A 21,155-nucleotide genomic window follows, 5' to 3' on the forward strand; every position below is an offset into this window, starting at 1 on the left:
CTCTTGTTTTCGTGGGCATGGAGACCCGCCCCGCAAACGGGGCAGGTGATTTTCGACGGATGGGTGGCGTCAGTTTCCGATCAATGCCGGCAATGTCATGCTGATGGCGGGCACAAAGGAGATCACCATGAGGCACAGTACAATGACCGAGACGAATACCAGCAAGGGTTTTAGCATCTGGGTGAGGGAGCAATTGGCAATCTGGGCCGCCGCAAAGAGATTGACACCGAGCGGTGGCGTAATCATGCCAAGCGCGAGGTTGACGACCATCACCGTTCCGAAGTGCACCGGCGCGATGCCGACGCGGGCAGCGGCATCCTGGAGAATCGGCGCAAGCACGATGATGCTGGCTCCGGTCTCGATGAACATACCGATCACGAAGAGCATGGCATTGATCGCCAGCATCAGTGAAACGGGACCATCGAAGGTGCTGGTCAGCCAAAGGGCGGCGGCATCGGGAACGCCTTGCCGGTTCAGCAGGTAGCCCATCAGACTGGCCGTACCGATGATAAACATGATGACGGCCGAGGTGATGACGGATTTGCGGAAGGCGTTGAGCAGATCCTGCCAGGACATTTCCCGGTGCAGGAACAGACCCACGAGCATGGCGTAGACCACTGCAATGACGCTGGCCTCCGTCGGGGTGGTGATGCCGCCATAGATGCCGCCCATAATCAGCACCGGCATCAGAAGTGCCCAGACGGCACGCCGCGTTGCAGTGGCGCGCGGCAGGCTACCTTCGCCATCGCGTTTGCCCCAACCCTTGACCCTGCACCAGATAACCGCCGTCAACAGCAGCGCCCCGGCAATCATCAGGCCGGGCATGATGCCCGCGAGGAAGAGCTGCGGAATGGAGGTCTGGGTGGCAACGCCATAGAGGATCATCGGAATGGAGGGCGGGATGATGACGCCCAGCTCCGCCGACGTAGCCATGAGTGCCGCGACAAAGCCGACCGGATAGCCAAACTTGCGCATGGCCGGGATGAGAACGACGCCGACTGCAAACGTGGTCGCGACGCTGGATCCGGAAATGGCGGAAAACAGCATGCAGGTCAGCACGCAGGTGGCGGCAAGACCGCCCTGGATCTGCCCCACAAATGCGCGAGCAAATTCAACGAGACGGCGGGAAAGGCCGCCCACTTCCATCAGATTGCCAGCCAGAATGAAGAACGGAATCGCCGCCAGGGGAAACTTGTCGAGGGCGATATAGATCTGTTGGGGTATCACGATGGCTGGCAGGCTTGTGAAGCCGAAGAGCCCGATCATCGAGGCAAGGCCGATAGAGATAGCGATGGGCACCGAAATGGCGAAGAACACCAGCATCGCGGTGATAATTGCACCGGTCATCGCGCAGCATCCTTTCCGGTTTCGACGAAGTGAACGATTGCGCCAAGGGCTGCAAACAGTGCCCCTATGGGAATGGCGGCGTAGCCCCAGGCCATCGAGATCTCAAGCCCCGCCATTTCCTGCATACGCACGCGCTGGGCCGTGGCAATGCCGAACCAGAACAGCGTTGCAAACATGATGAGGCAGGAGATGAGCGTCGTCGTTTCCAGGCTTCGGCGCAGCCTGCCGGTTGCTGCTTCCCGGGCCAGGTCGATTGCGACCAGCGCGCCCTTGCGTATGGCCATCGAAATGCCAAGCAGCACCATCCAGACCAGTGCCAGACGGGTCAAGGCTTCGGACCAGCTTGCCGGTGCGTGAAAGACAAAGCGACCCAGTACCTGCCAGAAGCTTGCCGCCACGGCGATGGCCAGTGCAAGAGAGGCGGCAGCTGCCACCCCTCCTGCGATAATTGCGTCTGCGCGACGGATCAGTCTGGCCACTGAACTCATTGCGCTTTCCAGTCACGGATGCGCTTGATGAGGTCCGCGCCGAACTGCTTTTCAAAGCCTGCATTTGCAGAGGCCATGGCTTCACGATAAGCATCGCGGTCGTTGACTTCGATCACCTCGATGCCGCGCGAGCGCAGGGTCTCTATGCCCGCATTTTCGTCCTGCTCAACGCGCGCGCGGTTGGCGGCCGTTGCGGCTTTTCCACCCTCTTCCACCGCCTTCTTCTGTTCCTGCGTCAGCCCGTCAATGAAGCTCGGATTGCAGACGAAAATACCGGGCGAATAGACGTGGCGCGTGAGGTAGAGGTGCTTCTGCATCATGTCGAGATTGTTGGCGAGGATGACTGGAATGGGGTTTTCCTGTCCGTCGACCGTGCCTTGCTGAAGCGCCGAAGGCAGCTCGGAAAAGGCCATTGGCGTTGGCAGAACACCGGCTGCCTGCCATGCCTGCATATGCACCTGATTTTCCATGGTGCGGATCTTCATGCCACGCAGATCCGCGGGCGCATTCACGCTTTTGGCACCTGTCGTCAAGTTGCGGAAGCCGTTTTCCAGCCAGGAAACGCCATAGAGACCGCGTGCCGGGAAGAGCGCCAGCAATTCGCCTCCAACATCCGAATCCAGCACGCCGCGCGCATGTGCGTAGCTGTCGAACAGGAATGGAACGTCGAGAACACGGGTTTCGGGCACGAAGTTGCCGAGCGGACCGGCAGATCCCATGGCGCATTCCTGCGAGCCGAATTGAACGCTTTCGATCGCCTCGCGCTCGTTGTCCACACGTTGAATGACGACATCCAGCGTGCCGCCTGATTTCTCTTCGGCGATCTTCTTGAAGGCGGCAGCGCCAACGCCGAAGTGGCTATCGGCGGGCGAGGAATGGGTAAGCGTCAGGGTGGTCTGGGCCGATGCGTTTGAAACGCCGACAGCCAGCACCATACCCGCCAACACTGCTGTCCGGGCCAAGTCTCTGGATTTCATGAAAATTTCCTCCTCCGTTTTGGGTGCATGCCCCGTTGGGGCATGCGATTGATTGGGCAGTGCCGGAGGCCGTAAAGGCTACAGCACGCCTTCTGGCAGCAATTCTGCCGGGAAGTTCTGGTAGCTGACCGGGCGCAGGAAGCGCCGGATGGACAGCGTGCCAACGCTTGTGGCTCCGAAATTGGTGGAAGCCGGGTAGGGACCGCCATGCACCATGGAATCGACCACTTCCACGCCGGTCGGGAAGCCATTGACGAGCACGCGTCCGGCCTTTCTCTCCAGCACGGGAAGCAGCGTTTTTGCCAGCGGCAGGTCAGCGTCGTCCATGTGCAGCGTGGCCGTCAGCTGTCCCTGGAAGCTCAGGGCGATGCTGCGCATTTCTTCGGGCGTTGCCACCCTCACGACGAGCCCGAGCGGCCCGAACACTTCTTCGGACAGGCTATGATCGGCGAGGAACTGGCTGGCCGTGGTTTCATAGAGGTTGGGATTGGCGCTGCGGCCCTGCGAAACCGTTTCGTAGACTGGCTGAGCCGTGTCGCAGCCTTTCAGCCGGGCCTGACCGGCCTGATAGGCACGGGCAATGCCTTCGGTGAGCATCACCTGCGGCCCGGTCTTGCTCAGGGCTTCCTTTGCGGCTGCAACGAAGCTGTCGGCGTCGGCACCGGCAATCACCACTGCAATGCCGGGATTGGTGCAGAACTGGCCAGCGCCCATGACAAGCGATGCGGCCCAGCCCGCCCCCATGGCCGCCGCGCGTGCCTTAGCGGCTTCGGGAAGAACGAACATCGGATTGACGCTGCCCAGTTCGCCGAAGAAGGGGATGGGCTCGGGGCGGCTTGCGCACAGGTCGAACAGGGCACGTCCGCCCGAAAGCGAGCCGGTAAAGCCCACAGCCTTGATGAGCGGATGGGTGACAAGCGCGCTTCCAACGTCCCGATTGCCGCCCTGCACAAGGCTGAATACGCCCGGATCTATCCCGAGCTTGCCGATGGCTGCATGGATGGCCTCGGCGATGATCTCGCCGGTTCCCGGGTGGGCCGAATGACCCTTCACCACGACAGGGCAACCGGCAGCAAGAGCCGCTGCCGTGTCACCGCCCGCCGTTGAGAAGGCGAGGGGGAAATTGGAGGCTCCGAAGACGGCGACCGGCCCGACCGGGCGCTGCATCAGGCGAATCTCCGGACGCGGTGCCGGTTGACGCTCCGGCAGCGCAGCGTCGATGCGCCGGTCAAGATAGTCACCCTTCTCGATATGGCTGGCAAAAAGCCGGAGCTGAGCCGTGGTGCGGCCTCGCTCGCCTTCCAGGCGGGCAGCGGGAAGGCCGGTTTCAATGCAGCCGATGTCAGTGATGGCGGCACCGCGCGCCTCGATTTCGTCGGCAATGGTGCGCAGCAGGGCCGAACGTTCTGCCACAGAAGAGTAACCGTAGGACCAGAAAGCCTTTTCAGCGGCTTCTGCGGCAAGGTTGACCAATTCGACAGTTCCCAGCGAGAATGCCGTTGAGGCACCGGAAACGGGTTCGTTGGTGAATGTATCGGCTGTTGCCAGCCATTTCCCCGCAATGAGGTGCTTGCCGTGCGGCGTGTAGGTCATGCGTTTGCTCCAAGCGTTGTTGCGCTTACAGCGCTGCCTGTAACATGGCGTGATAGTCTTCGGCAGACGCCTCACGCGGGTTGGTGCGATGACTGTGGTCGGCCAGCGCACCTTTCACCACCCGGTCGAACAGGTCTGCGGTGACACCCAGTTCGCAGAGGCGGGCCGGCAGCCCGATGGCGCGGGTCATTTCCTCTATGGCGGCTCCAATGTCTGCGTTGGCGGCAAGCCCTATCGCATCGGCAAGGCGCGCATATTTGCCTTCCTCCACGCTCGTCCGGGCGCTCTGGTTGAAGGCAAGTACAGGCGGCATGAAGATGGCATTCAAAGTGCCGTGGTGCAGCTTGGGATTGATGCCGCCCAGCGCGTGACTGAGGCTGTGGACGCAGCCAAGGCCCTTCTGGAAGGCCATGGCGCCCATGGTCGCCGCAATGGCCATGTTGGCGCGGGCATCGCGATTGCCTGGTTCTTCTACCGCAAGGCGAATATTGGCCCAGCCGCGACGCAGGCCTTCGAGCGCAATGCCGTCGGCCGGCGGGTTGAAGGAGGGGGCGAGATAGGTTTCGATGCAATGGGAGATCGCATCCATGCCCGTCGCAGCGGTCAGCATCGGCGGCAGGCTCAGCGTCAGTTCGGGATCGACAATGGCCGCCTTGGGGATCAGGAAGGGGGAGAGTAGCCCCACCTTGCGGCCGTCTTCCAGGATGATGATCGCCGCCCGACCCACTTCGCTGCCGGTTCCTGCGGTGGTGGGGATCGCAATGGTCGGGAAGGTGCGGGAAGTGATCTTTTCCAGCCCGCCTTCGATGGCGGCATAGGTCTTTAATGGTCCTTCATGCGCCGCCATCACGGCCACGGCTTTCGCAAGATCGAGGGCCGAGCCGCCGCCAATGGCAATGATGCCATCGCCGTCAGCCTCACGGAAAACAGCCGTTGCCTTAATGGCAGCCGCTTCATTGGGGTTGCCGGGTGTCTCATCGAAAATGGCTGCAGGCGTTATACCCGTCGCCGCTTCGACCCGCTCCAGCATGCCAAGCGCGCGCACACCCTTGTCTGTGACAATGACCGGGCGGGTGATGCCTGCAAGAGCGAGTTCCGCTTTCAGATTTGCGATTTCGCCGTATCCGAACTGGACCCGCGTCACGTAGTTGATCAGGCTCATACGGTCCTCCTGCGTTGCTATTCCAATTTGATAACCCGCTTGGGCAAAACTTCACGTTTTACGGCGGTATTTTCATTTGTCACGGCAAAATAACGGCGGAAAGGCCGCTGTAAATACGCTATTGTTGGATACGGGTATAACAAAAAGGAAAATATGACGTCGATGCCGCGTACCCATTCCATGCCGATGTTCCGCCTTTCCATGCGGCAATTGCTGCTGATTTCCGCAATCGACGATAACGGTTCGTTGAAACGGGCATCCGAGCTGATCGGCATGAGCCAGCCCCGGGCCACCAAGGCCTTGCAGGAGGCTGAGGGTCTGACGGGAACGAAGCTTTTCAACCGCACCAATCGCGGCCTTATTCCGACGCCTGCCGGTGAATGCATGATCCGCCATGCCAAGACCATGCTGTCGCAGTTGACGGCCATGGCGCAGGAGATTCACACCGCTTCGGATGGAGAGTGGAGCAGGCTGCGCATCGGCACGATCATGGGCGCCGTGCCCTATGTAACGGAGACGATCAGCAATTTCCTGAGGCGTTTTCCCCGTACGTCGATTGAGATTCTGGAAGATACCAGTGTCGAACTGCTGCGCCAGCTGGACCGCGGACTGCTGGATCTGGTGATCGGGCGCAGTTCCATGAGCGCGACCCCGCAACTCTATAACGTCACCGCCTTTCACGACGAGTTGCTGGCCGTGGTCGCCAATCCGGCCCATCCGTTGATTGACCGCAAGCGGGTGCGCCTCAAGGATCTCGCGGATTCGCGCTGGATCGTCTACACCGCCTCCATGCCGATGCGCCTGTCGCTTGAGCAGGAATTCCGCCAGGCCGGGCTTGAAATGCCGCGCGCCCTGCTGGAAACCCGCTCGGCGCTGACCACGATGTCACTGATGCAGGCGGAACCGAACACCGTGGCCCTGCTTTCCAGCGACGTGGCGGCCTTTTTCGTCAATTTCGGCATGGCCAGCATCCTGCCCATGCACCTGCGCTCAAAGAGTGAGCCCTATGAAGCTATCACACGCCGTTCGGCGGAGCAGGCACCCCATACGCAAGCCTTTATCAAAGATCTCGTGGCCGGTACGACAAGACGTCTGTGAAAATCGACAAACCCATGGCCTGCCATTCTTGTCTTCTGATCAGTTCATGAAGATCCAGTTTCCCAAGACGCATCTAGGCCAGCAATCAAGGGTCCCCGGGTCAATACCCGTCAAGGCGAAGGCATTTACAAGTCTCCATGCGCTCAGGCCCCCGCAACCAAATCAAACATAAAAGTCTCACCGCTTCCATTTGATGAGGGCGGTTTTTGTGTTTCTGGGGCTAATTGACGGTGTGATGGCTGTGACCTCACGAAACGCGCACGAGACCGAAGCGGTGTTGGCAAAACCGAACTCGGAAGGAACGCGGGCACTGCATCCTCTCGTGCCAGCCTGTTCATGACCTGCACGATCCTTACAAGCTTTCGCCAGGCCTTCAGCGTCAGCCTCGTTTCCAATGGAAAAAGTCGGCTTACGGTCCGGACCGAGGTCGCGGCGCGTGACGCCAGGTCGTCGATGTTCAGCCGGTTCTGGCGGTCTTTGAAGGCTAGATCAGCAACGCGCCGCTCGATGGAGCTTATCGGCAGGAGCAAGACGGTCTGCGCATGAACTGTTTCGGTCAGTTCGTCGAGCATCAGCCAGGCGACAAGTTCGGCCTTGCCCGATCCGATGTTTGCTGGGAATGCCGCCTCAACGAGGGTGTGCATCAGCGGCGTGACCCGTTGCGTGAACGGTCGGTCTCTGCGTTGGGGACTTCGCCTGTCGTCTGACAAGGGGCGAAGCCGCCTTGCCTGTCGCCGCCCGTCCGTGCTTTGAGTAGCGCATGGCCTTCACATTCCGTCAGTTGCAGTATTTTGTCGCCGTTGCCGAGCAGGGTTCGGTGACCCGCGCGGCGCAGAACCTGTCCATTTCCCAGTCCTCCGTGACCGAAGCGATCAAGGAGCTGGAGGGCGATCTTGGCGTCGAGCTGTTCGAGCGTCACCCGCGCGGCCTTTCGATCACCCATAACGGCCACCAGTTCCTGCGCCACGCGACAAAAATCCTCGCCACCGTCTCCGATGCCCGCCATGTCTTTGCCGAAACGAAGAGCAATACCGGCGGCACGCTCAACATCGGCGTCACCTCGCTCGTTGCCGGTTATGTGCTCTCCGACCTGCTCGCCCGTTACCGCCGCGCCTGCCCCGGCGTCGAGGTGTCCGCCATCGAGGACAACGGGTCCTATCTCGAACATCTGCTGATCGGCGGCGAGTTGGACGTGGCCGTGATGGTGATTTCCAACCTGCGCGACCGCTTGGCGCTGCAGGCCGAAATCCTCGAAACCTCGCCCTACCGCCTCTGGCTGCCGATCGGTCATCCGCTGGTCTCGGCCGACATCATCTCGATTGCCGACATCGCCAAGGAGCCGCTGATCATGCTGACGGTGGATGAAATCGAGGAAAACACCGGCAAGCTCCTGTCGGCGCTCGGCGCCCGCCCGCATGTCGCCTTCCGCACCCGCTCGGTGGAAGCAGTGCGCAGCCTGGTGGCAACAGGCGCCGGCGTGTCACTGCTCCGATCTCGTCTACCGCCCGTGGTCGCTGGAAGGTGACCGCATCGAAAGCCGCGACGTATCTGGCGCACTGCCAGTGGTTCAGGTCGGCATGGTCTGGCGCAAAGGCTCAAGCCTGTCCCAGGCGGCACGGGATTTCGTCGGGATTGCCGAGGCGAGCCGAAGTGGGCGAGTGCGGTAGTCGCCGCTCTTAGACAAATGCTTCCGCCGCCGCTGCCATCGGAAAAACCGATAGCGGCATTCTGACGAATGAATTTGCGAAGGCAGGTCATTCGCGGCACCTTTCTCGCCGGGAACATAAGGCTGCGAAAACGCGGCCGCTCACAACGGGGAGATCTCGCGATGAAGTCGATATTGAAATCCTGCACCGTCCTTGCCTGCGTACTCAGCCTTGCCACCGCCGCCGTCGCCCAGGAACCTTTGAAGACGCTCGGCCCTGGCGAAGGCGCGCTCTCCATTGTCGCCTGGGCCGGTTATATCGAGCGCGGCGAAACCGACAAGAATTACGACTGGGTCACCGATTTTGAAAAGAGCACAGGCTGCAAGGTCTCGGTGAAGACGGCCGCCACCTCCGATGAAATGGTCGCCCTGATGAACGAAGGCGGCTTCGATCTCGTCACCGCCTCGGGTGACGCGTCTCTGCGGCTCGTTGCCGGCAAGCGCGTCCAGCCGATCAATACCGCCCTTATCCCCTCATGGAGCACCATCGACGAGCGCCTGCAGAACGCTCCCTGGCACACCAAGGACGGCGTCCATTACGGCACGCCTTATGTGTGGGGCGCCAATGTGCTGATGTACAACACCGATGCCTTCAAGGGCGAAGCGCCGAAGAGCTGGAAGGTTGTCTTCGAAGAGCAGACCCTGCCCGATGGCAAGTCGAACAAGGGCCGCGTTCAGGCCTATGACGGCCCGATCTATGTCGCCGACGCTGCCCTCTATCTGATGGCGCACAAGCCGGAACTGGGCATCAAGGACCCTTACGAGCTGAACGAGGACCAGTACAAGGCAGCCCTTGAGCTGCTGCGCGGCCAGCGCCAGCTCGTCGGCCGTTACTGGCACGATGCCATGATCCAGATCGACGACTTCAAGAACGAAGGCGTCGTCGCCTCAGGTTCCTGGCCCTTCCAGGTCAACCTGATGAAGTCGGAAGGCGCCAAGATCGCCTCGACCTTCCCTGAGGAAGGTGTGACCGGCTGGGCCGACACGACCATGCTGCATGCCGAAAGCGAACACCCGAACTGCGCCTATATGTGGATGGAGCACTCGCTCTCGCCAAAAGTCCAGGGTGACGTTTCCGCCTGGTTCGGCACGGTTCCCTCCGTTCCCGCCGCCTGCAAGGGCAATGCGCTCTATGGCGACGAAGGCTGCAAGACCAACGGCTTTGAGAACTTCGACAAGATCAAGTTCTGGCGCACTCCGACTTCGAAGTGCAGCACGGGCGAATGCGTGCCCTACCACCGCTGGGTTTCAGACTATATCGGCGTGATCGGCGGACGGTAATCTCTTCCCCTTCTCCCCAGCGGGGAGAAGGTGGTCCGCAGGACCGGATGAGGGGGAGGCGAAGCCTCTGGTCTCTCGTGGGGCCTCATGGTCTTCGGCCGCCCTCATCGCCTCGCTACGCTCGGCACTTCTCCCCGCTGGGTAGAAGAGGCCGCCTGTCGGCGACACATCCCACATACCTCTGGAGCCCCCATGACCGAAGCCGTCTCCTTCTCGAAGGTCTCGCGCCATTTCGGCAGCGTCAAAGCCGTCGACAGCGTCGATCTGACCGTTGCACCCGGCGAGTTTTTCGCCATGCTCGGCCCCTCGGGCTCTGGCAAAACGACCTGCCTGCGGCTGATTGCCGGCTTCGAGCAGCCGACCGATGGTCATATCGAAATCTTCGGCGAAACGGCCGAGGGCGTGCCGCCCTATCGCCGCAACGTCAACACGGTTTTTCAGGATTACGCCCTCTTCCCGCATCTCAATATTCTCGACAATGTCGCCTATGGCCTGATGGTCAAGGGTCTGGGCAAAGCCGAGCGCTGTCGTGAGGCCGAAAAGGCGCTCGAACTGGTGAAGCTCCCCGGCTACGGCGCCCGCAAGCCCGGCCAGCTTTCCGGTGGCCAGAGGCAGCGCGTGGCGCTCGCCCGGGCGCTGGTCAACAAGCCGAAGGTGCTGCTGCTCGACGAACCGCTGGGTGCTCTGGACCTGAAGCTGCGTGAGCAGATGCAGGAAGAGTTGAAGAGCCTGCAGCGCGCGCTCGGCATCACCTTTGTCTTCGTCACCCATGATCAGGGCGAAGCGCTGTCAATGGCCGACCGGGTCGCCGTCTTCAACGATGGCAAGATTGTTCAGGCCGGCACGCCTGAGGACATCTACAACCGCCCGAAGACCCGTTTCGTCGCTGATTTCGTCGGTTCCTCGAATGTGATTGCGCCTGCCGACATGAAGGCGCTGGGCGGCGAGGCGCGCTGGACGAGCCTGCGCCCCGAAGCCATCCGCATCGCAAGTGACGGAGGTGTACCGGCTCTCGTCCGCTCGACCAGCTTCCTCGGTGCTGCCACCCGCCTCTTCGTTAATGCCGGCGCGACGCCGCTGTCGGTGACGATCCCGGCCGGCCATCCCGTGCCGAAACCCGGCGAAACAGTTGGGCTCACCTGGGGCGCGACTGATGCCCACACCATGGAGGATGATGCATGAGCGCGTCCGCCTCCACCGTCATCCTCGATGGCCGTCAGGGCCTGATGGGGCGGCTCTCGGATCTGTTCTGGCGGCGGCCCAACCTGCTGCTGGCGCTGATGCTGGTGCCGCCCCTGCTCTGGCTCGGCATCATCTATGTCGGATCGCTCCTGGCTTTGCTCCTGCAGAGCTTCTTCTCGATCGACGAATTCTCCGGCCTGATCAATTACGAGTTCACGCTGTCGACCTACGGTCAACTGCTGGCGCCGGCGAATTTCGATATCATCCTGCGCACGCTTCTGATGGCCGCCGCCGTCACGGTCGCCTCGGTGGCGCTGGCCTTCCCCATTGCCTATTACGCCGCCCGTTACGCGCAAGGGAAATGGAAGGCCGTCTTTTATCTCGGCATCATGCTGCCGCTCTGGTCGAGTTATCTGGTCAAGGTCTATGCCTGGAAGCTGATCCTTGCCAAGGAAGGCATCCTCACCTGGATTTTTGCAAAGCTGCACCTGACATGGCTGCTCGATGGACTGCTCGCCATCCCGGTCATCGGCGGAAGCTCGCTGTCGATCAGTTATATCGGCACCTTCATCGTCTTCGTTTATGTCTGGCTGCCCTTCATGATCCTGCCGATCCAGGCCTCGCTGGAGCGCGTGCCCGGCAACCTGATCGAAGCCTCCGGCGATCTCGGCGCCGATCCGCGCCAGACTTTTCGCCACGTGCTTTTGCCGCTGTCGCTGCCCGGCATCGTGGCCGGATCGATCTTCACCTTCTCGCTGACGCTCGGTGACTACATCATTCCGCAGATCGTCGGCACCTCGCGCCTGTTCATCGGCCAGGCCGTTTATGCCCAGCAGGGCACGGCCGGCAATATCCCGCTCGCCGCTGCCTTCTCGGTCGTTCCGATCGTCATCATGGGCATCTATCTCACCATCGCCAAACGCATGGGGGCCTTCGATGCGCTCTGACCGTCCCCAATCCGCAAGCATCCCGCTGAAGATCGCAGCCGGCCTCGGCCTCGCATTCCTGCATCTGCCGATCCTGCTGATCTTCGTCTACGCCTTCACGACGGAGGAAAAGAGTTTTCAGTGGCCGCCGCCGGGCTTCACCACAAAATGGTTCGCCGTTGCCTGGAACCGCCCGGACATCTGGGAAGCGTTGGGCCTCTCGGTCCGCGTCGCCAGCATCGCGACCCTGATTGCGCTCGTGCTCGGCACGCTGGCGGCTGCTGCCGTAGCGCGTACAAAATTCTTCGGCCGCGAGGTGGTTTCGCTGCTCGTCATCCTGCCGATTGCGCTGCCCGGCATTATCACCGGCATTGCGCTGCGCTCCGCATTTTCGCTCGCCGAGATCCCCTTTTCGGTCTGGACGATCATCCTGGGCCACGCCACCTTCTGCGTCGTCGTCATCTACAACAATGCCGTCGCCCGCTTTCGACGTACCTCCGGCTCGTTGATCGAGGCCTCGATGGATCTCGGCGCCGATGGCTTCCAGACGTTTCGCCATATCATCCTGCCGAACATTGCGACGGCGCTGCTTGCTGGCGGCATGCTTGCCTTCGCTTTGTCCTTCGACGAGGTCATCGTCACCACCTTCACCGCCGGTCAGCAGACAACGTTGCCGATCTGGATGCTGGAAGAACTGATCCGCCCGCGCCAGCGCCCGGTCACCAATGTGGTGGCGATGGTGGTCGTTATCGTCACTTTCCTGCCGATCCTGGCCGCCTATTATCTGACCCGTGATACCGACCAGGTGGCCGGCAGCGGCAAATAGACCATCGAGAACAATAAGGGAGAACGACATGGACACCCAGATGCTGATCGGTTCGAAATTCGAAGCCGGCACCGAGACGGACGAAAAGATCCTCAACCCGAAGACAGGCGAGATGATCGTCGAGCTGCCGGAAGCCTCGCTCGCCCAGGTCGATGCTGCCGTCGATGCCGCCGACAAGGCCTTCGACAGCTGGTCCTCCACCACGCCCGGCCAGCGCTCGGCCTATCTGCTCGCCATTGCCGACGCGATCGAGAAGGATGCGGCCGGTTTTGCAGCGCTCGAAAGCCTCAACTGCGGCAAGCCGATCAATGCCGTGTTGAATGACGAGATCCCGGCGATTGTCGACTGCTACCGCTTCTTCGCCGGCGCGATCCGCACGCTGCAGGCGCCTGCGTCAGGCGAATATCTGCCCGGCTTCACCTCGATGATCCGCCGTGACGCGGTCGGCATCATCGGCTCGATTGCGCCGTGGAACTATCCGCTGATGATGATGGCCTGGAAGCTGGCCCCGGCGCTCGCCGGCGGCAACACGGTTGTCTTCAAACCCTCCGAGCAGACGCCGCTTTCGGCCCTGAAACTTGCCCGCACCATGGCGGAAATCCTGCCGGAAGGCGTAGTCAATGTCGTGCTCGGCCGCGGTGAAAGCGTCGGCAATGCGCTGATCAATCACCCGAAGATCGCGATGGTCTCGATCACGGGCGATATCGCCACCGGCAAGAAGGTGCTGACGGCAGCGGCCAAGACCGTCAAGCGCACCCATCTGGAACTCGGCGGCAAGGCCCCTGTCATCATTTATGACGATGCCGATGTCGACGCGGTCGTCCAGGCGATCCGCACCTTCGGCTTTTACAATGCCGGCCAGGACTGCACGGCCGCCTGCCGCATCTATGCGAGTGACAAGGTCTATGACCGCTTCGTCGCCGATCTCGCGTCCGCCGTCTCGACCATCAAGTTCAACCAGGCCGACGACACCGAAAACGAGATCGGCCCGCTGATTTCCAAGCGTCAGCGCGACCGCGTCGAAAGCTTCGTCACGCGCGCCGCCGAACACAAGCACATGGAGATTGTCGCCGGCGGCAAGATCGGCTCCGACAAGGGTTTCTTCTACACCCCGACGGTGATTGCCGGCGCCACCCAGGACGACGAAATCGTCCGCCGCGAAGTTTTTGGGCCCGTCGTTTCCGTCACCCGCTTCAAGGATGTCGGCGATGCCGTCACCTGGGCAAACGACAGCGACTATGGCCTGGCATCCTCCGTCTGGACCAAGGACATCTCCCGCGCCATGCAGACCGCCGCCAAGCTGCGCTACGGCTGCACCTGGATCAACACCCACTTCATGCTCTGCAACGAAATGCCCCATGGCGGCATGAAGCAGTCGGGTTATGGCAAGGACATGTCGGTCTACGCGCTGGAGGACTACACGGCCGTGCGCCACGTGATGATCAATCATGGTTGATTGAACGAAGAGGAGACTCGAGTCTCTTGTCTTGCTCAAAAAATGCCAGATGGCTGGGTCCCGGATCTCCCTCCCATGACAATCGAATCTGGTCTCCAACCGGGCATTCTCTTCAAGTTGCCCAGTTGGAAAGCTTCGAGACGGCAGCCTTCAGCGCAACGCCACTGACATTTGTGCGCAGCATGTCGCGCACGAGAGATGCGATGATGTCGGCGGCCTCGTGGATGGCAAGGCCGCCGTCGCGGATATTGGACACGCAGTTGCGGCTGGAATCGCTGGTGCCGGGCTTCGGATCGAGGGTCACATAGGCGCCGAGGCTGTCTGCGGCGGAAAGACCGGGGCGTTCGCCCACCAGAACGATCGACAGTTTTGCGCCAAGGGCCGCGCCCACCGGATCCCCGATCGCAACCCGCGCCTGGTTTGCCAGAACGACCGGTGCGGGTTTCAGCCCAAGGCTCACAAGCTTCGGGATCAGTGCTGCGATCAGCGGCACAGCATTGATATCGACAGCGCTCGATGACAAGCCGTCGGCAACGATGATGGCAATGTCATAATCTTTTCCCGCCACAAGTCCTCTCAGGCGCTTTTCGGCGTCCTCAGACAGGAGCCGCCCGAGATCGGGGCGGCGGACATAGATGCTGCGGTTTTCTGCCAGACTGTCGGCCCGAACGACGGCAAGCCCCGCCTGTTCCAGCCGCTCGGTGAGCACGGTCCACTCGACACTTGCCCAGACCGCTTCGCGGGCCCTTGCATGATCGAGCAGGAAGGACAGTTGCGCCTGCGTCGGAAGCCCCCCGCCATGGCGGCCAAGCGAGACGCGGGCATCCGTCATGCTGCGCAGGTCAGGAACCCGCCGGTCGTCTCGCGCTTCGGTTTCCACCGTGAGGACTGGTGCGGAATTAATCGGCTTTGTCATCTTACGCCCCGATCAATACGCTGCTGCGCACATAGTTTGACAGGGCAGCCGGCTCGCCAACCAAGGTGCCTTCACGATCCGTCAGACCTATCTCGGCAAGCCATGTCTCGAATTCCGGTGCCGGCGGCCGCTTTAATGTCTCGCGGCAGTAGACGGCATCGTGATGGGAGAGCGATTGATAATTCAGCATGATGTCATCGGCGCCGGGCACCGTGATGACGAAGTTCACATTGGCCGCACAGAGCAGCGTCAGCAGCGTATCCATGTCTTCCTGATCGGCATCGGCATGGTTTGTGTAGCAGACATCGACACCCATCGGCAGGCCGAGCATCTTGCCGCAGAAATGGTCCTCGATGCCGGCGCGAATGATCTGCTTGCCGTTGAACAGATATTCGGGGCCGATAAAGCCGACGACGGTGTTGACGAGCATGGGATTGAACTCGCGCGCGACCGCGTAGGCGCGCGTCTCCATGGTCTGCTGGTCGATGCCGAAATGCGCATCCGCCGAAAGCGCTGCACCCTGGCCGGTTTCGAAATACATGATATTCGCGCCCGGCATGCCGCGCTTCAGCGAGCGACCCGCCTCATGCGCTTGCCTCAGAAGCGCCAGATCGACGCCAAAGCCCCTGTTGGCCTTTTCCGATCCCGCCACCGACTGGAACACGAGGTCGACGGGAGCATGTCTTTCCATCGCCTCGATCGCCGTCGTCACATGGCCGAGGCAACAGGTCTGGGTTGGGATTGCGAGCTTTTCGCGCAGCTCGTCGAGCAGGGAGACGATGCGGATATAATCTTCGGTGCTGTCGGTTGCCGGGTTGACGCCGATCACGGCATCTCCCGAGCCCATCAGCAATCCATCGATTGCCGATGCAATGATCCCGCGGCTGTCATCGGTCGGGTGGTTTGGCTGGTTGCGGGTCGAAAGCCTTCCGCCAAGCCCGACGGTATTGCGAAAGCGGGTCACCACGCGGCGCTTGGCTGACACCGCAATCATGTCTTGCAGCCGCATGATTTTCGAGACGGCCGCCACCATTTCCGGCGTCAGCCCCCAGCAGACCGCTTCCAGGCGATCCTGCGTCGTCTCCGGCCTCAGCAACCATTCCCGCAATTCTCCGACGGTCAAGGTCGAAATCGCGGCAAATGCACGCGGATTATGCTGCTCCAGGATCAGCCGGGAAACCTCGTCCTCATCGGCTGGAATAAGCTCCTCGTTCAGGAACGCCTTGAGCGGCAGATCGGCCAGCGCCATCTGCGCTGCCAGCCGTTCCACCGGTCCATCGGCGGCAATGCCGGCCAGCTGATCGCCGGAACGTTCCGGCGTGGCCTTGGCCAGCAATGTCTTCAGGTCATCGAAGCGGAAAACCGTCTGTTCGATTGTCGTCTTGTAGGTCATGTTACGGCTCACCCGTTGATCAGCGCCAGCGCTGCGTCATGCAGTTTCGAGTTGGCCGATGCAAGAACCCGGCCATCTGAATGGACCGACAGAGCCCTTCCATCCCAGTCGGTAATGCAGCCGCCTGCACCCTCCACGACAGGCACAAGCGCCAGGTAATCATAGGGTTGCAGTCCGGTCTCCAGAACAAGGTCACAGTGTCCGGAGGCGAGAAGGCCGTAAATGTAGCAGTCGCCGCCGAAGCGGCGCAGCCGCGTTGCCCGTGAAAGCCGCTCGAAGCGTTCGGCATCGGTGCCGATGAACATGTCGGGCGAGGTGGTGTAGAAGCGGGCCTCCGACAGGCTTTCGCAGCCGCTGCTGCGGGCGATGCTTCCATCAAACAGTGTCTCGCCCGGTGAACCGATCCACCGCTCTCCGGTTGCCGGCATATCGATCAGGCCGCAGAACGGCTTTTCCTCATGGGTCAGCGAAATCAACGTGCCGAAAAGCGGAAATCCGGTGATGAAGCTCTTGGTGCCGTCAATGGGGTCTAGCACCCAGGTAAAGGCGTCACCCGGCTTGATGCCCATTTCTTCGCCATGGATGCCATGGCTCGGGAAATGGTCTTCGATCATGTCGCGAAGCCGCTTTTCGATTGCACGGTCAGCCACCGTGACGGGGCTTTCATCGAGCTTGGAGATGACGTCCAGCGGTGTGCGGAAATAGGAGAGGGCGAGGGGACGTGCGGCGTCTGCCAGTTCAACGGCAAAGGAAAGATAGGTCGCGGCATCCGCCGGCCTGATTGGATCGATGGGCATCAGAGAGCCTTCAGGAAAAGCGGCCAGCGGGGATCGTGGATGATGGAGCGGGCACGCATGTGCTTCCAGATCCCGTATTTGTAAAAGTCGAAGTCGAGCGTCGAGATGCGGTTCTGCACCATGGCCCAGGTGCTCCACTTGATATCGGCAAGCGCCTTGTGGACGATAAAGCGGGCATGCCGGGATTTGTCGTAACGGCCGAAATATTCCTCGATAATGGCGCAGTCGATGTCTTCGGAGAAAAACATCTCGCCGCTCCAGATCGCGAGATCGTAGAGGCGCTCGTTGTTCGAGGCATATTCGAAATCGATCAGCTTGATCGACTTGTCGTCGCCGATCAGGAAATTGCCCGGCATCGGGTCGTTGAAGCAGGCAACGAGATCAAGGCCTGAGGCTTCCAGCGCTGCGCGCGCCTGCTTGTAGGAGCGATAGAGCCAGTCGTGATCCAGCGGCCAGTAGCCACCGAGTTCGCGCACCTGGGCGAAATGTTCCTCGATCATGTCGAACACGGTCTTGGTGAGCGGCAGGGCCGGGGCCTGATGGAAATGGCGATAGACCCGCACGGCTTCGTTGCGGATGGCCGGATCTGCGAAATCGCGGTGGGTGGACGGTCGCCGTCCCTCGATGAACTCGGCAATTTCGATGTCGAGATGGTTGAGGTAGTCGAATGTTCGTGGGCCGACGCCAATGGTTTCCGCTTGCTTGCTTGCGGCGGCCGCTGCCTTGCGATCGATGAACATTTCCGTGCCGCGGCCGGGTATCTTCAGAAAGTAGCCGAGGTCTTCTCCCTCGACATCGATGCGGAAATTCGTGTTGCTGATCCCGCCGGATACGGCGCGGTAGCTGAGGCGTCGCCCCTTCCATGGCTCCACCTGCACGATGGCAGCTTCCACCGCCCGCTCGGCATCGGATCGCGCCATTCCCAGTTCCTTCATCACCATGTTCCCTTTTTTGTATTTTTTTAGAGAGCCCGCAGCTTTGCCTCGAAATCCGGATGGCCAAGCAACATCCGGCATCGAAGAAACCGCCAGCCGGCATATTTGAGGAATTCGATGCCGCGCGGTGGCAAGCGCAGTTCAAGAACCAGGCTGCGCAGCGCCCAGTAAAAATCGTCGGCGGCGGCATAAGCGCGGCATCGGTTGAAGGCGCGCTCGCTGAAGGTTCCGTCGTGCATGTCGAGCAGCGGCTTCATCTGGCTTTCGAACTGGTAAAGTTCGTTCATCTGCACGCCCAGCTGGTAATAGGGATCAATGTCTGCGGCCATGTCGAAGTCGACAAGCTGGATCGCGCCGTTCGGACCCAGCATGACATTCGATGAATGGGGATCGCCATGGGCGGGCTTCAGATCGATGCCGGAGGCTTCGATGGCCTGACGGATCGGCCCCATCCAGGACAGCAGCCACTCGGCATCGCCGGGCAGATCCATCGCGCCCTCCGTGACGATTTCCCAGAGCTGTGTGATCCCATCGAAAACGGACCAGTTGCGGCCGAACGATACGCCTGCGGCAATCTCTTTTTGCACACCGATAAGCCGCGCGACGGTTTCCGACGGCATCAGGTCGTCGATCTTCGCCGCTTTCCAATCCTCGCCGAGACCGGTGAAAAGCGTGCTGTGGCTGGCGGCGTCGTAGCCAAGCGGTTGTGGGGCAAAGCCCAGCTGATGAAGGCGCACCGCCGCGGCAAAGGCTGCCTCGCCGTCCACGAGATCGGCAACTTCATCCAGACCCAGCCGCAGAAAGAAAGGCGTCTCGCCATCCTTGGCTGAAACGAGGAAACTTTGCGATTCCACGGCGTGATAAGAGGGTGAGGCGACAGCCGGCATGGCCGGTGCGCAGGAGGGGGCGTCTCCCAGCCTATCGGCGAAGGCGGCAAGCGCCTTCTCGACCCGGCTTTGCACCCCAGTTACGGCAGATCCCGGTTTCGTCATTCGGCCGCCTCGCTGACTTCCATCACCTGAAGGCCCTCGCAGGCAATCCTGTAGAGCATGTCCGCCAGGATTTGCGTTCCCAGCGCCTGATCTTCCGGCGAGGTGAATTCGGTCGGATGATGGATGACGCCGTCACGGCTGTGGACGGCCAGAACCACCGAGGGGCAGGTATCCGACATGGCCACCGCATCATGACCGCCGATTGTATCGAGCGGGCGAGCCGTCTCGCCAAGCCGGGCGGCTGCATCTTGCGCCAACGCGATCAGGCCGGAGGAAAACGAGCCTGCCTTGCGGCGATCAATGGACCGTACCAGCGATGTCACGCCAGCCTTCAGCGCGGCGTCCTCGATCCGGGCCAGCATCTTGCGCTCGGCCTCTGCCAGAACCTCAGGGACGGCGGAGCGCAGTTCGATGAAAAGCACGGCTTCCGCCGGGACCACGTTGGGAGAATTGGGGTAGACCTCGAGGCGGCCGACTGACGTGTGCAGTTCAAGGCCATGTTCGGTAGAGATCTGCTTGAGATCGGCAATCAGATAGGCCGCGGCCAGCAGGGCATCTTTCCGGTCTGCCATCGGGGTCGCCCCGGTATGGGCCTGGCGGCCAAGGAAGGCGAGACGATATTTCGTCGCCCCCCAGAAGCGCGTGAAGATGCCGAACCGCTCTCCGGCATTGCAGAGCGTCGTGTCGCCTTCGATATGCAGTTCGATCAGCGCCTCTGGAATTTCCACTTGGTCGGTTCCGGCATAGCCGATCTCGTTCAGCGCCTCGCGCACGGAAATGCCATGGCCATCGGTGCGATCCAGTGCCCATTCCAGATCGGCGGCACCGGAAAAGACGCTGCTGCCGAGAAGGCTCGGCTGAAAGCGTGCGCCTTCCTCATTGGTCCAGTTGACGATCTGGAAATTGCAGGCCGAAAGGCGGCCTTCCGCCTTCAGCCGTTCCTGAACGGACATCACGGCCTCACAGGCAGCGATCACGCCGAGTGCGCCATCAAAACGGCCACCGTTCGGCTGGCTGTCGAGATGCGATCCGACCATGATAACAGGCGCGTTCTGGCCGGCGAGCGTCAGTTTGCCGAACTGGTTGCCGATGGGGTCCACGGCCTGTTCGAAGCCGTTTTCGGCAAACCAGCGGCCCAGCCAGTCGCGCGCCATGCCATCCTCGCGGGAAAGCGTCTGGCGGTTCATGGAGCCATCCGGTCCACCTCCGAAGGTGGAGACGGTTTCCATGAGTGACTGGAGCCGTTCGGCGTTGATCGGGGTCGGGGAGGCGGGGACGTCAGGCATGTATGATTTCCACATTGGATTGATTGAACTGGTCGGAAAATTCCCGGGCCATCACACCGCTCGTCACGACGGCATCGATATCGGTGAGGCCAAAGGTATGGATGGAACCGAGCCGTCCGAACTTGGAGCTGTCGGCCACCACGACGGAACGTTTCGCCTGCGCCTTGGCGACGCGGCGCAGGATCGCCTCGTCCTCACCGAAATCCATGAAGCCCCGCTCGCTGTGAATGGTGCTGATGGCGATGATGGCGAGATCGAAGAAATGCTCCTTCAGCGCGGTCACTGTCTCGTGTCCGTAGGTCGCCTGATATTCGGGGCGCATTCTGCCGCCGAGCACGCGGATGCTGGCCTGCGGCATGTGGAAGAAATGGGCGGCAACGGCCAGCGAATTGCTGACGATGGTGATGTCCTTGCGCGCTTCCAGGTGCTTTAGGCAGGCAAGCGTCGTTGTTCCGGTATCGATGAACACTTTCATACCATCCTGAACCAGCGCGGCGGCGGCTTCGCCGATCCGGGCTTTTTCCCGCGCGCCGAGGCGCAGGCGGTCCGAAAAGGGTTGGTCGCTTTCCTGCAGTTCAAGAACCGCCCCGCCGTACACGCGCCGAGCATAGCCGCGCGTCTCCAGTTCCTTGAGGTCGCGCCGGATCGATTCCTGGCTTACCTGCAGATGGTCGGCAAGCGCATTCACATGCACACGCTGCTTCTGCTTAAGCATGTCCAGAATGACCTTGAGGCGATTTTCCGTGAAACTCATGAATGCACCTTGGATGAGCAGTGGCGCGGCACCGGCAAACC

General features: G+C 61.3%; 19 protein-coding genes and 1 pseudogene. 7 read left to right on the forward strand and 13 right to left on the reverse strand.

Annotation, left to right across the window (positions count from 1 at the left end):
• Positions 1-69: 69 nt before the first annotated feature.
• From AC4CWH_RS21820 to AC4CWH_RS21840, 5 genes are all read right to left on the reverse strand, one after another.
• Positions 70-1,347, reverse strand: coding sequence for a TRAP transporter large permease (locus AC4CWH_RS21820; RefSeq protein ID WP_491286536.1), 1,278 nt, complete (start codon positions 1,345-1,347; stop codon positions 70-72).
• Positions 1,344-1,835, reverse strand: coding sequence for a TRAP transporter small permease (locus AC4CWH_RS21825; protein ID WP_491286534.1), 492 nt, complete (start codon positions 1,833-1,835; stop codon positions 1,344-1,346). Before AC4CWH_RS21825 ends, AC4CWH_RS21820 begins: the two co-directional genes overlap by 4 nt.
• Entirely contained in the window at positions 1,832-2,812 is a 981-nt protein-coding gene (dctP, locus tag AC4CWH_RS21830; RefSeq protein ID WP_491286533.1) for a TRAP transporter substrate-binding protein DctP, read from the reverse strand. Before dctP ends, AC4CWH_RS21825 begins: the two co-directional genes overlap by 4 nt.
• Positions 2,813-2,890: 78 nt before the next feature.
• A complete protein-coding gene (locus tag AC4CWH_RS21835; RefSeq protein ID WP_491322286.1) occupies positions 2,891-4,405 on the reverse strand; it encodes an aldehyde dehydrogenase (NADP(+)) in 1,515 nt (504 codons plus the stop codon).
• Positions 4,406-4,430: 25 nt separating this feature from the next.
• The gene (locus AC4CWH_RS21840; RefSeq protein WP_491322287.1) at positions 4,431-5,567 is read right to left on the reverse strand and encodes an iron-containing alcohol dehydrogenase; all 1,137 of its coding nucleotides are present in this window, start codon (positions 5,565-5,567) and stop codon (positions 4,431-4,433) included.
• Positions 5,568-5,729: 162 nt separating this feature from the next.
• Between AC4CWH_RS21840 and AC4CWH_RS21845 the strand changes: the two genes are divergently transcribed.
• A complete protein-coding gene (locus AC4CWH_RS21845; protein WP_491286528.1) occupies positions 5,730-6,665 on the forward strand; it encodes a LysR family transcriptional regulator in 936 nt (311 codons plus the stop codon).
• Positions 6,666-6,808: 143 nt separating this feature from the next.
• On the opposite strand, the gene AC4CWH_RS21850 is transcribed toward AC4CWH_RS21845, so the two are convergent.
• Entirely contained in the window at positions 6,809-7,309 is a 501-nt protein-coding gene (locus AC4CWH_RS21850) for a hypothetical protein (RefSeq protein WP_491322288.1), read from the reverse strand.
• Between the two features lie 116 nt (positions 7,310-7,425).
• Between AC4CWH_RS21850 and AC4CWH_RS21855 the strand changes: the two are divergent.
• From AC4CWH_RS21855 to AC4CWH_RS21880, 6 genes and pseudogenes are all read left to right on the forward strand, one after another.
• Positions 7,426-8,332, forward strand: a pseudogene (locus AC4CWH_RS21855) (LysR family transcriptional regulator).
• A 161-nt stretch (positions 8,333-8,493) separates the two neighbouring features.
• Positions 8,494-9,651, forward strand: coding sequence for an ABC transporter substrate-binding protein (locus tag AC4CWH_RS21860; RefSeq protein ID WP_491286524.1), 1,158 nt, complete (start codon positions 8,494-8,496; stop codon positions 9,649-9,651).
• A gap of 192 nt (positions 9,652-9,843) precedes the next feature.
• Positions 9,844-10,833 carry an ABC transporter ATP-binding protein gene (locus AC4CWH_RS21865; RefSeq protein WP_491322289.1) on the forward strand — a complete coding sequence of 330 codons (990 nt, stop codon included), beginning with the start codon at positions 9,844-9,846 and terminating at the stop codon, positions 10,831-10,833.
• Complete coding sequence (locus AC4CWH_RS21870) at positions 10,830-11,780, forward strand: ABC transporter permease (protein WP_491286520.1); 951 nt, start codon at positions 10,830-10,832, stop codon at positions 11,778-11,780. Before AC4CWH_RS21865 ends, AC4CWH_RS21870 begins: the two co-directional genes overlap by 4 nt.
• Positions 11,770-12,585 (forward strand): ABC transporter permease, encoded by an 816-nt coding sequence (locus AC4CWH_RS21875; protein ID WP_491286518.1) that lies wholly within the window; start codon positions 11,770-11,772, stop codon positions 12,583-12,585. The genes AC4CWH_RS21870 and AC4CWH_RS21875 overlap by 11 nt, the downstream gene beginning before the upstream one ends.
• A gap of 28 nt (positions 12,586-12,613) precedes the next feature.
• On the forward strand, positions 12,614-14,041 hold the full coding sequence (locus tag AC4CWH_RS21880) for a gamma-aminobutyraldehyde dehydrogenase (RefSeq protein WP_491286517.1): 1,428 nt from the start codon (positions 12,614-12,616) through the stop codon (positions 14,039-14,041).
• A gap of 112 nt (positions 14,042-14,153) precedes the next feature.
• Here the strand turns inward: AC4CWH_RS21880 and eutC are convergent, their stop codons facing one another.
• The 7 genes from eutC to AC4CWH_RS21915 all read right to left on the reverse strand — a co-directional run bounded on the left by eutC (position 14,154) and on the right by AC4CWH_RS21915 (position 21,114).
• Positions 14,154-14,873, reverse strand: a complete 720-nt coding sequence (eutC, locus tag AC4CWH_RS21885; protein ID WP_491322317.1) for an ethanolamine ammonia-lyase subunit EutC — start codon at positions 14,871-14,873, stop codon at positions 14,154-14,156.
• Positions 14,874-14,958: 85 nt separating this feature from the next.
• Positions 14,959-16,350 (reverse strand): ethanolamine ammonia-lyase subunit EutB, encoded by a 1,392-nt coding sequence (locus tag AC4CWH_RS21890; protein ID WP_491286515.1) that lies wholly within the window; start codon positions 16,348-16,350, stop codon positions 14,959-14,961.
• An 8-nt stretch (positions 16,351-16,358) separates the two neighbouring features.
• On the reverse strand, positions 16,359-17,147 hold the full coding sequence (hisN, locus tag AC4CWH_RS21895) for a histidinol-phosphatase (protein ID WP_491322290.1): 789 nt from the start codon (positions 17,145-17,147) through the stop codon (positions 16,359-16,361).
• Positions 17,147-18,082 carry a phosphotransferase gene (locus tag AC4CWH_RS21900; protein WP_491286511.1) on the reverse strand — a complete coding sequence of 312 codons (936 nt, stop codon included), beginning with the start codon at positions 18,080-18,082 and terminating at the stop codon, positions 17,147-17,149. Before AC4CWH_RS21900 ends, hisN begins: the two co-directional genes overlap by 1 nt.
• A 26-nt stretch (positions 18,083-18,108) precedes the next feature.
• The gene (locus AC4CWH_RS21905; protein ID WP_491286509.1) at positions 18,109-19,074 is read right to left on the reverse strand and encodes a phosphotransferase; all 966 of its coding nucleotides are present in this window, start codon (positions 19,072-19,074) and stop codon (positions 18,109-18,111) included.
• The gene (locus AC4CWH_RS21910) at positions 19,071-20,360 is read right to left on the reverse strand and encodes a Zn-dependent hydrolase (protein ID WP_491286507.1); all 1,290 of its coding nucleotides are present in this window, start codon (positions 20,358-20,360) and stop codon (positions 19,071-19,073) included. The genes AC4CWH_RS21905 and AC4CWH_RS21910 overlap by 4 nt, the downstream gene beginning before the upstream one ends.
• Entirely contained in the window at positions 20,353-21,114 is a 762-nt protein-coding gene (locus AC4CWH_RS21915; RefSeq protein WP_491287809.1) for a DeoR/GlpR family DNA-binding transcription regulator, read from the reverse strand. The genes AC4CWH_RS21910 and AC4CWH_RS21915 overlap by 8 nt, the downstream gene beginning before the upstream one ends.
• Positions 21,115-21,155: the final 41 nt, after the last annotated feature.

The organism is Neorhizobium sp. PAMB6716 (assembly GCF_058242805.1).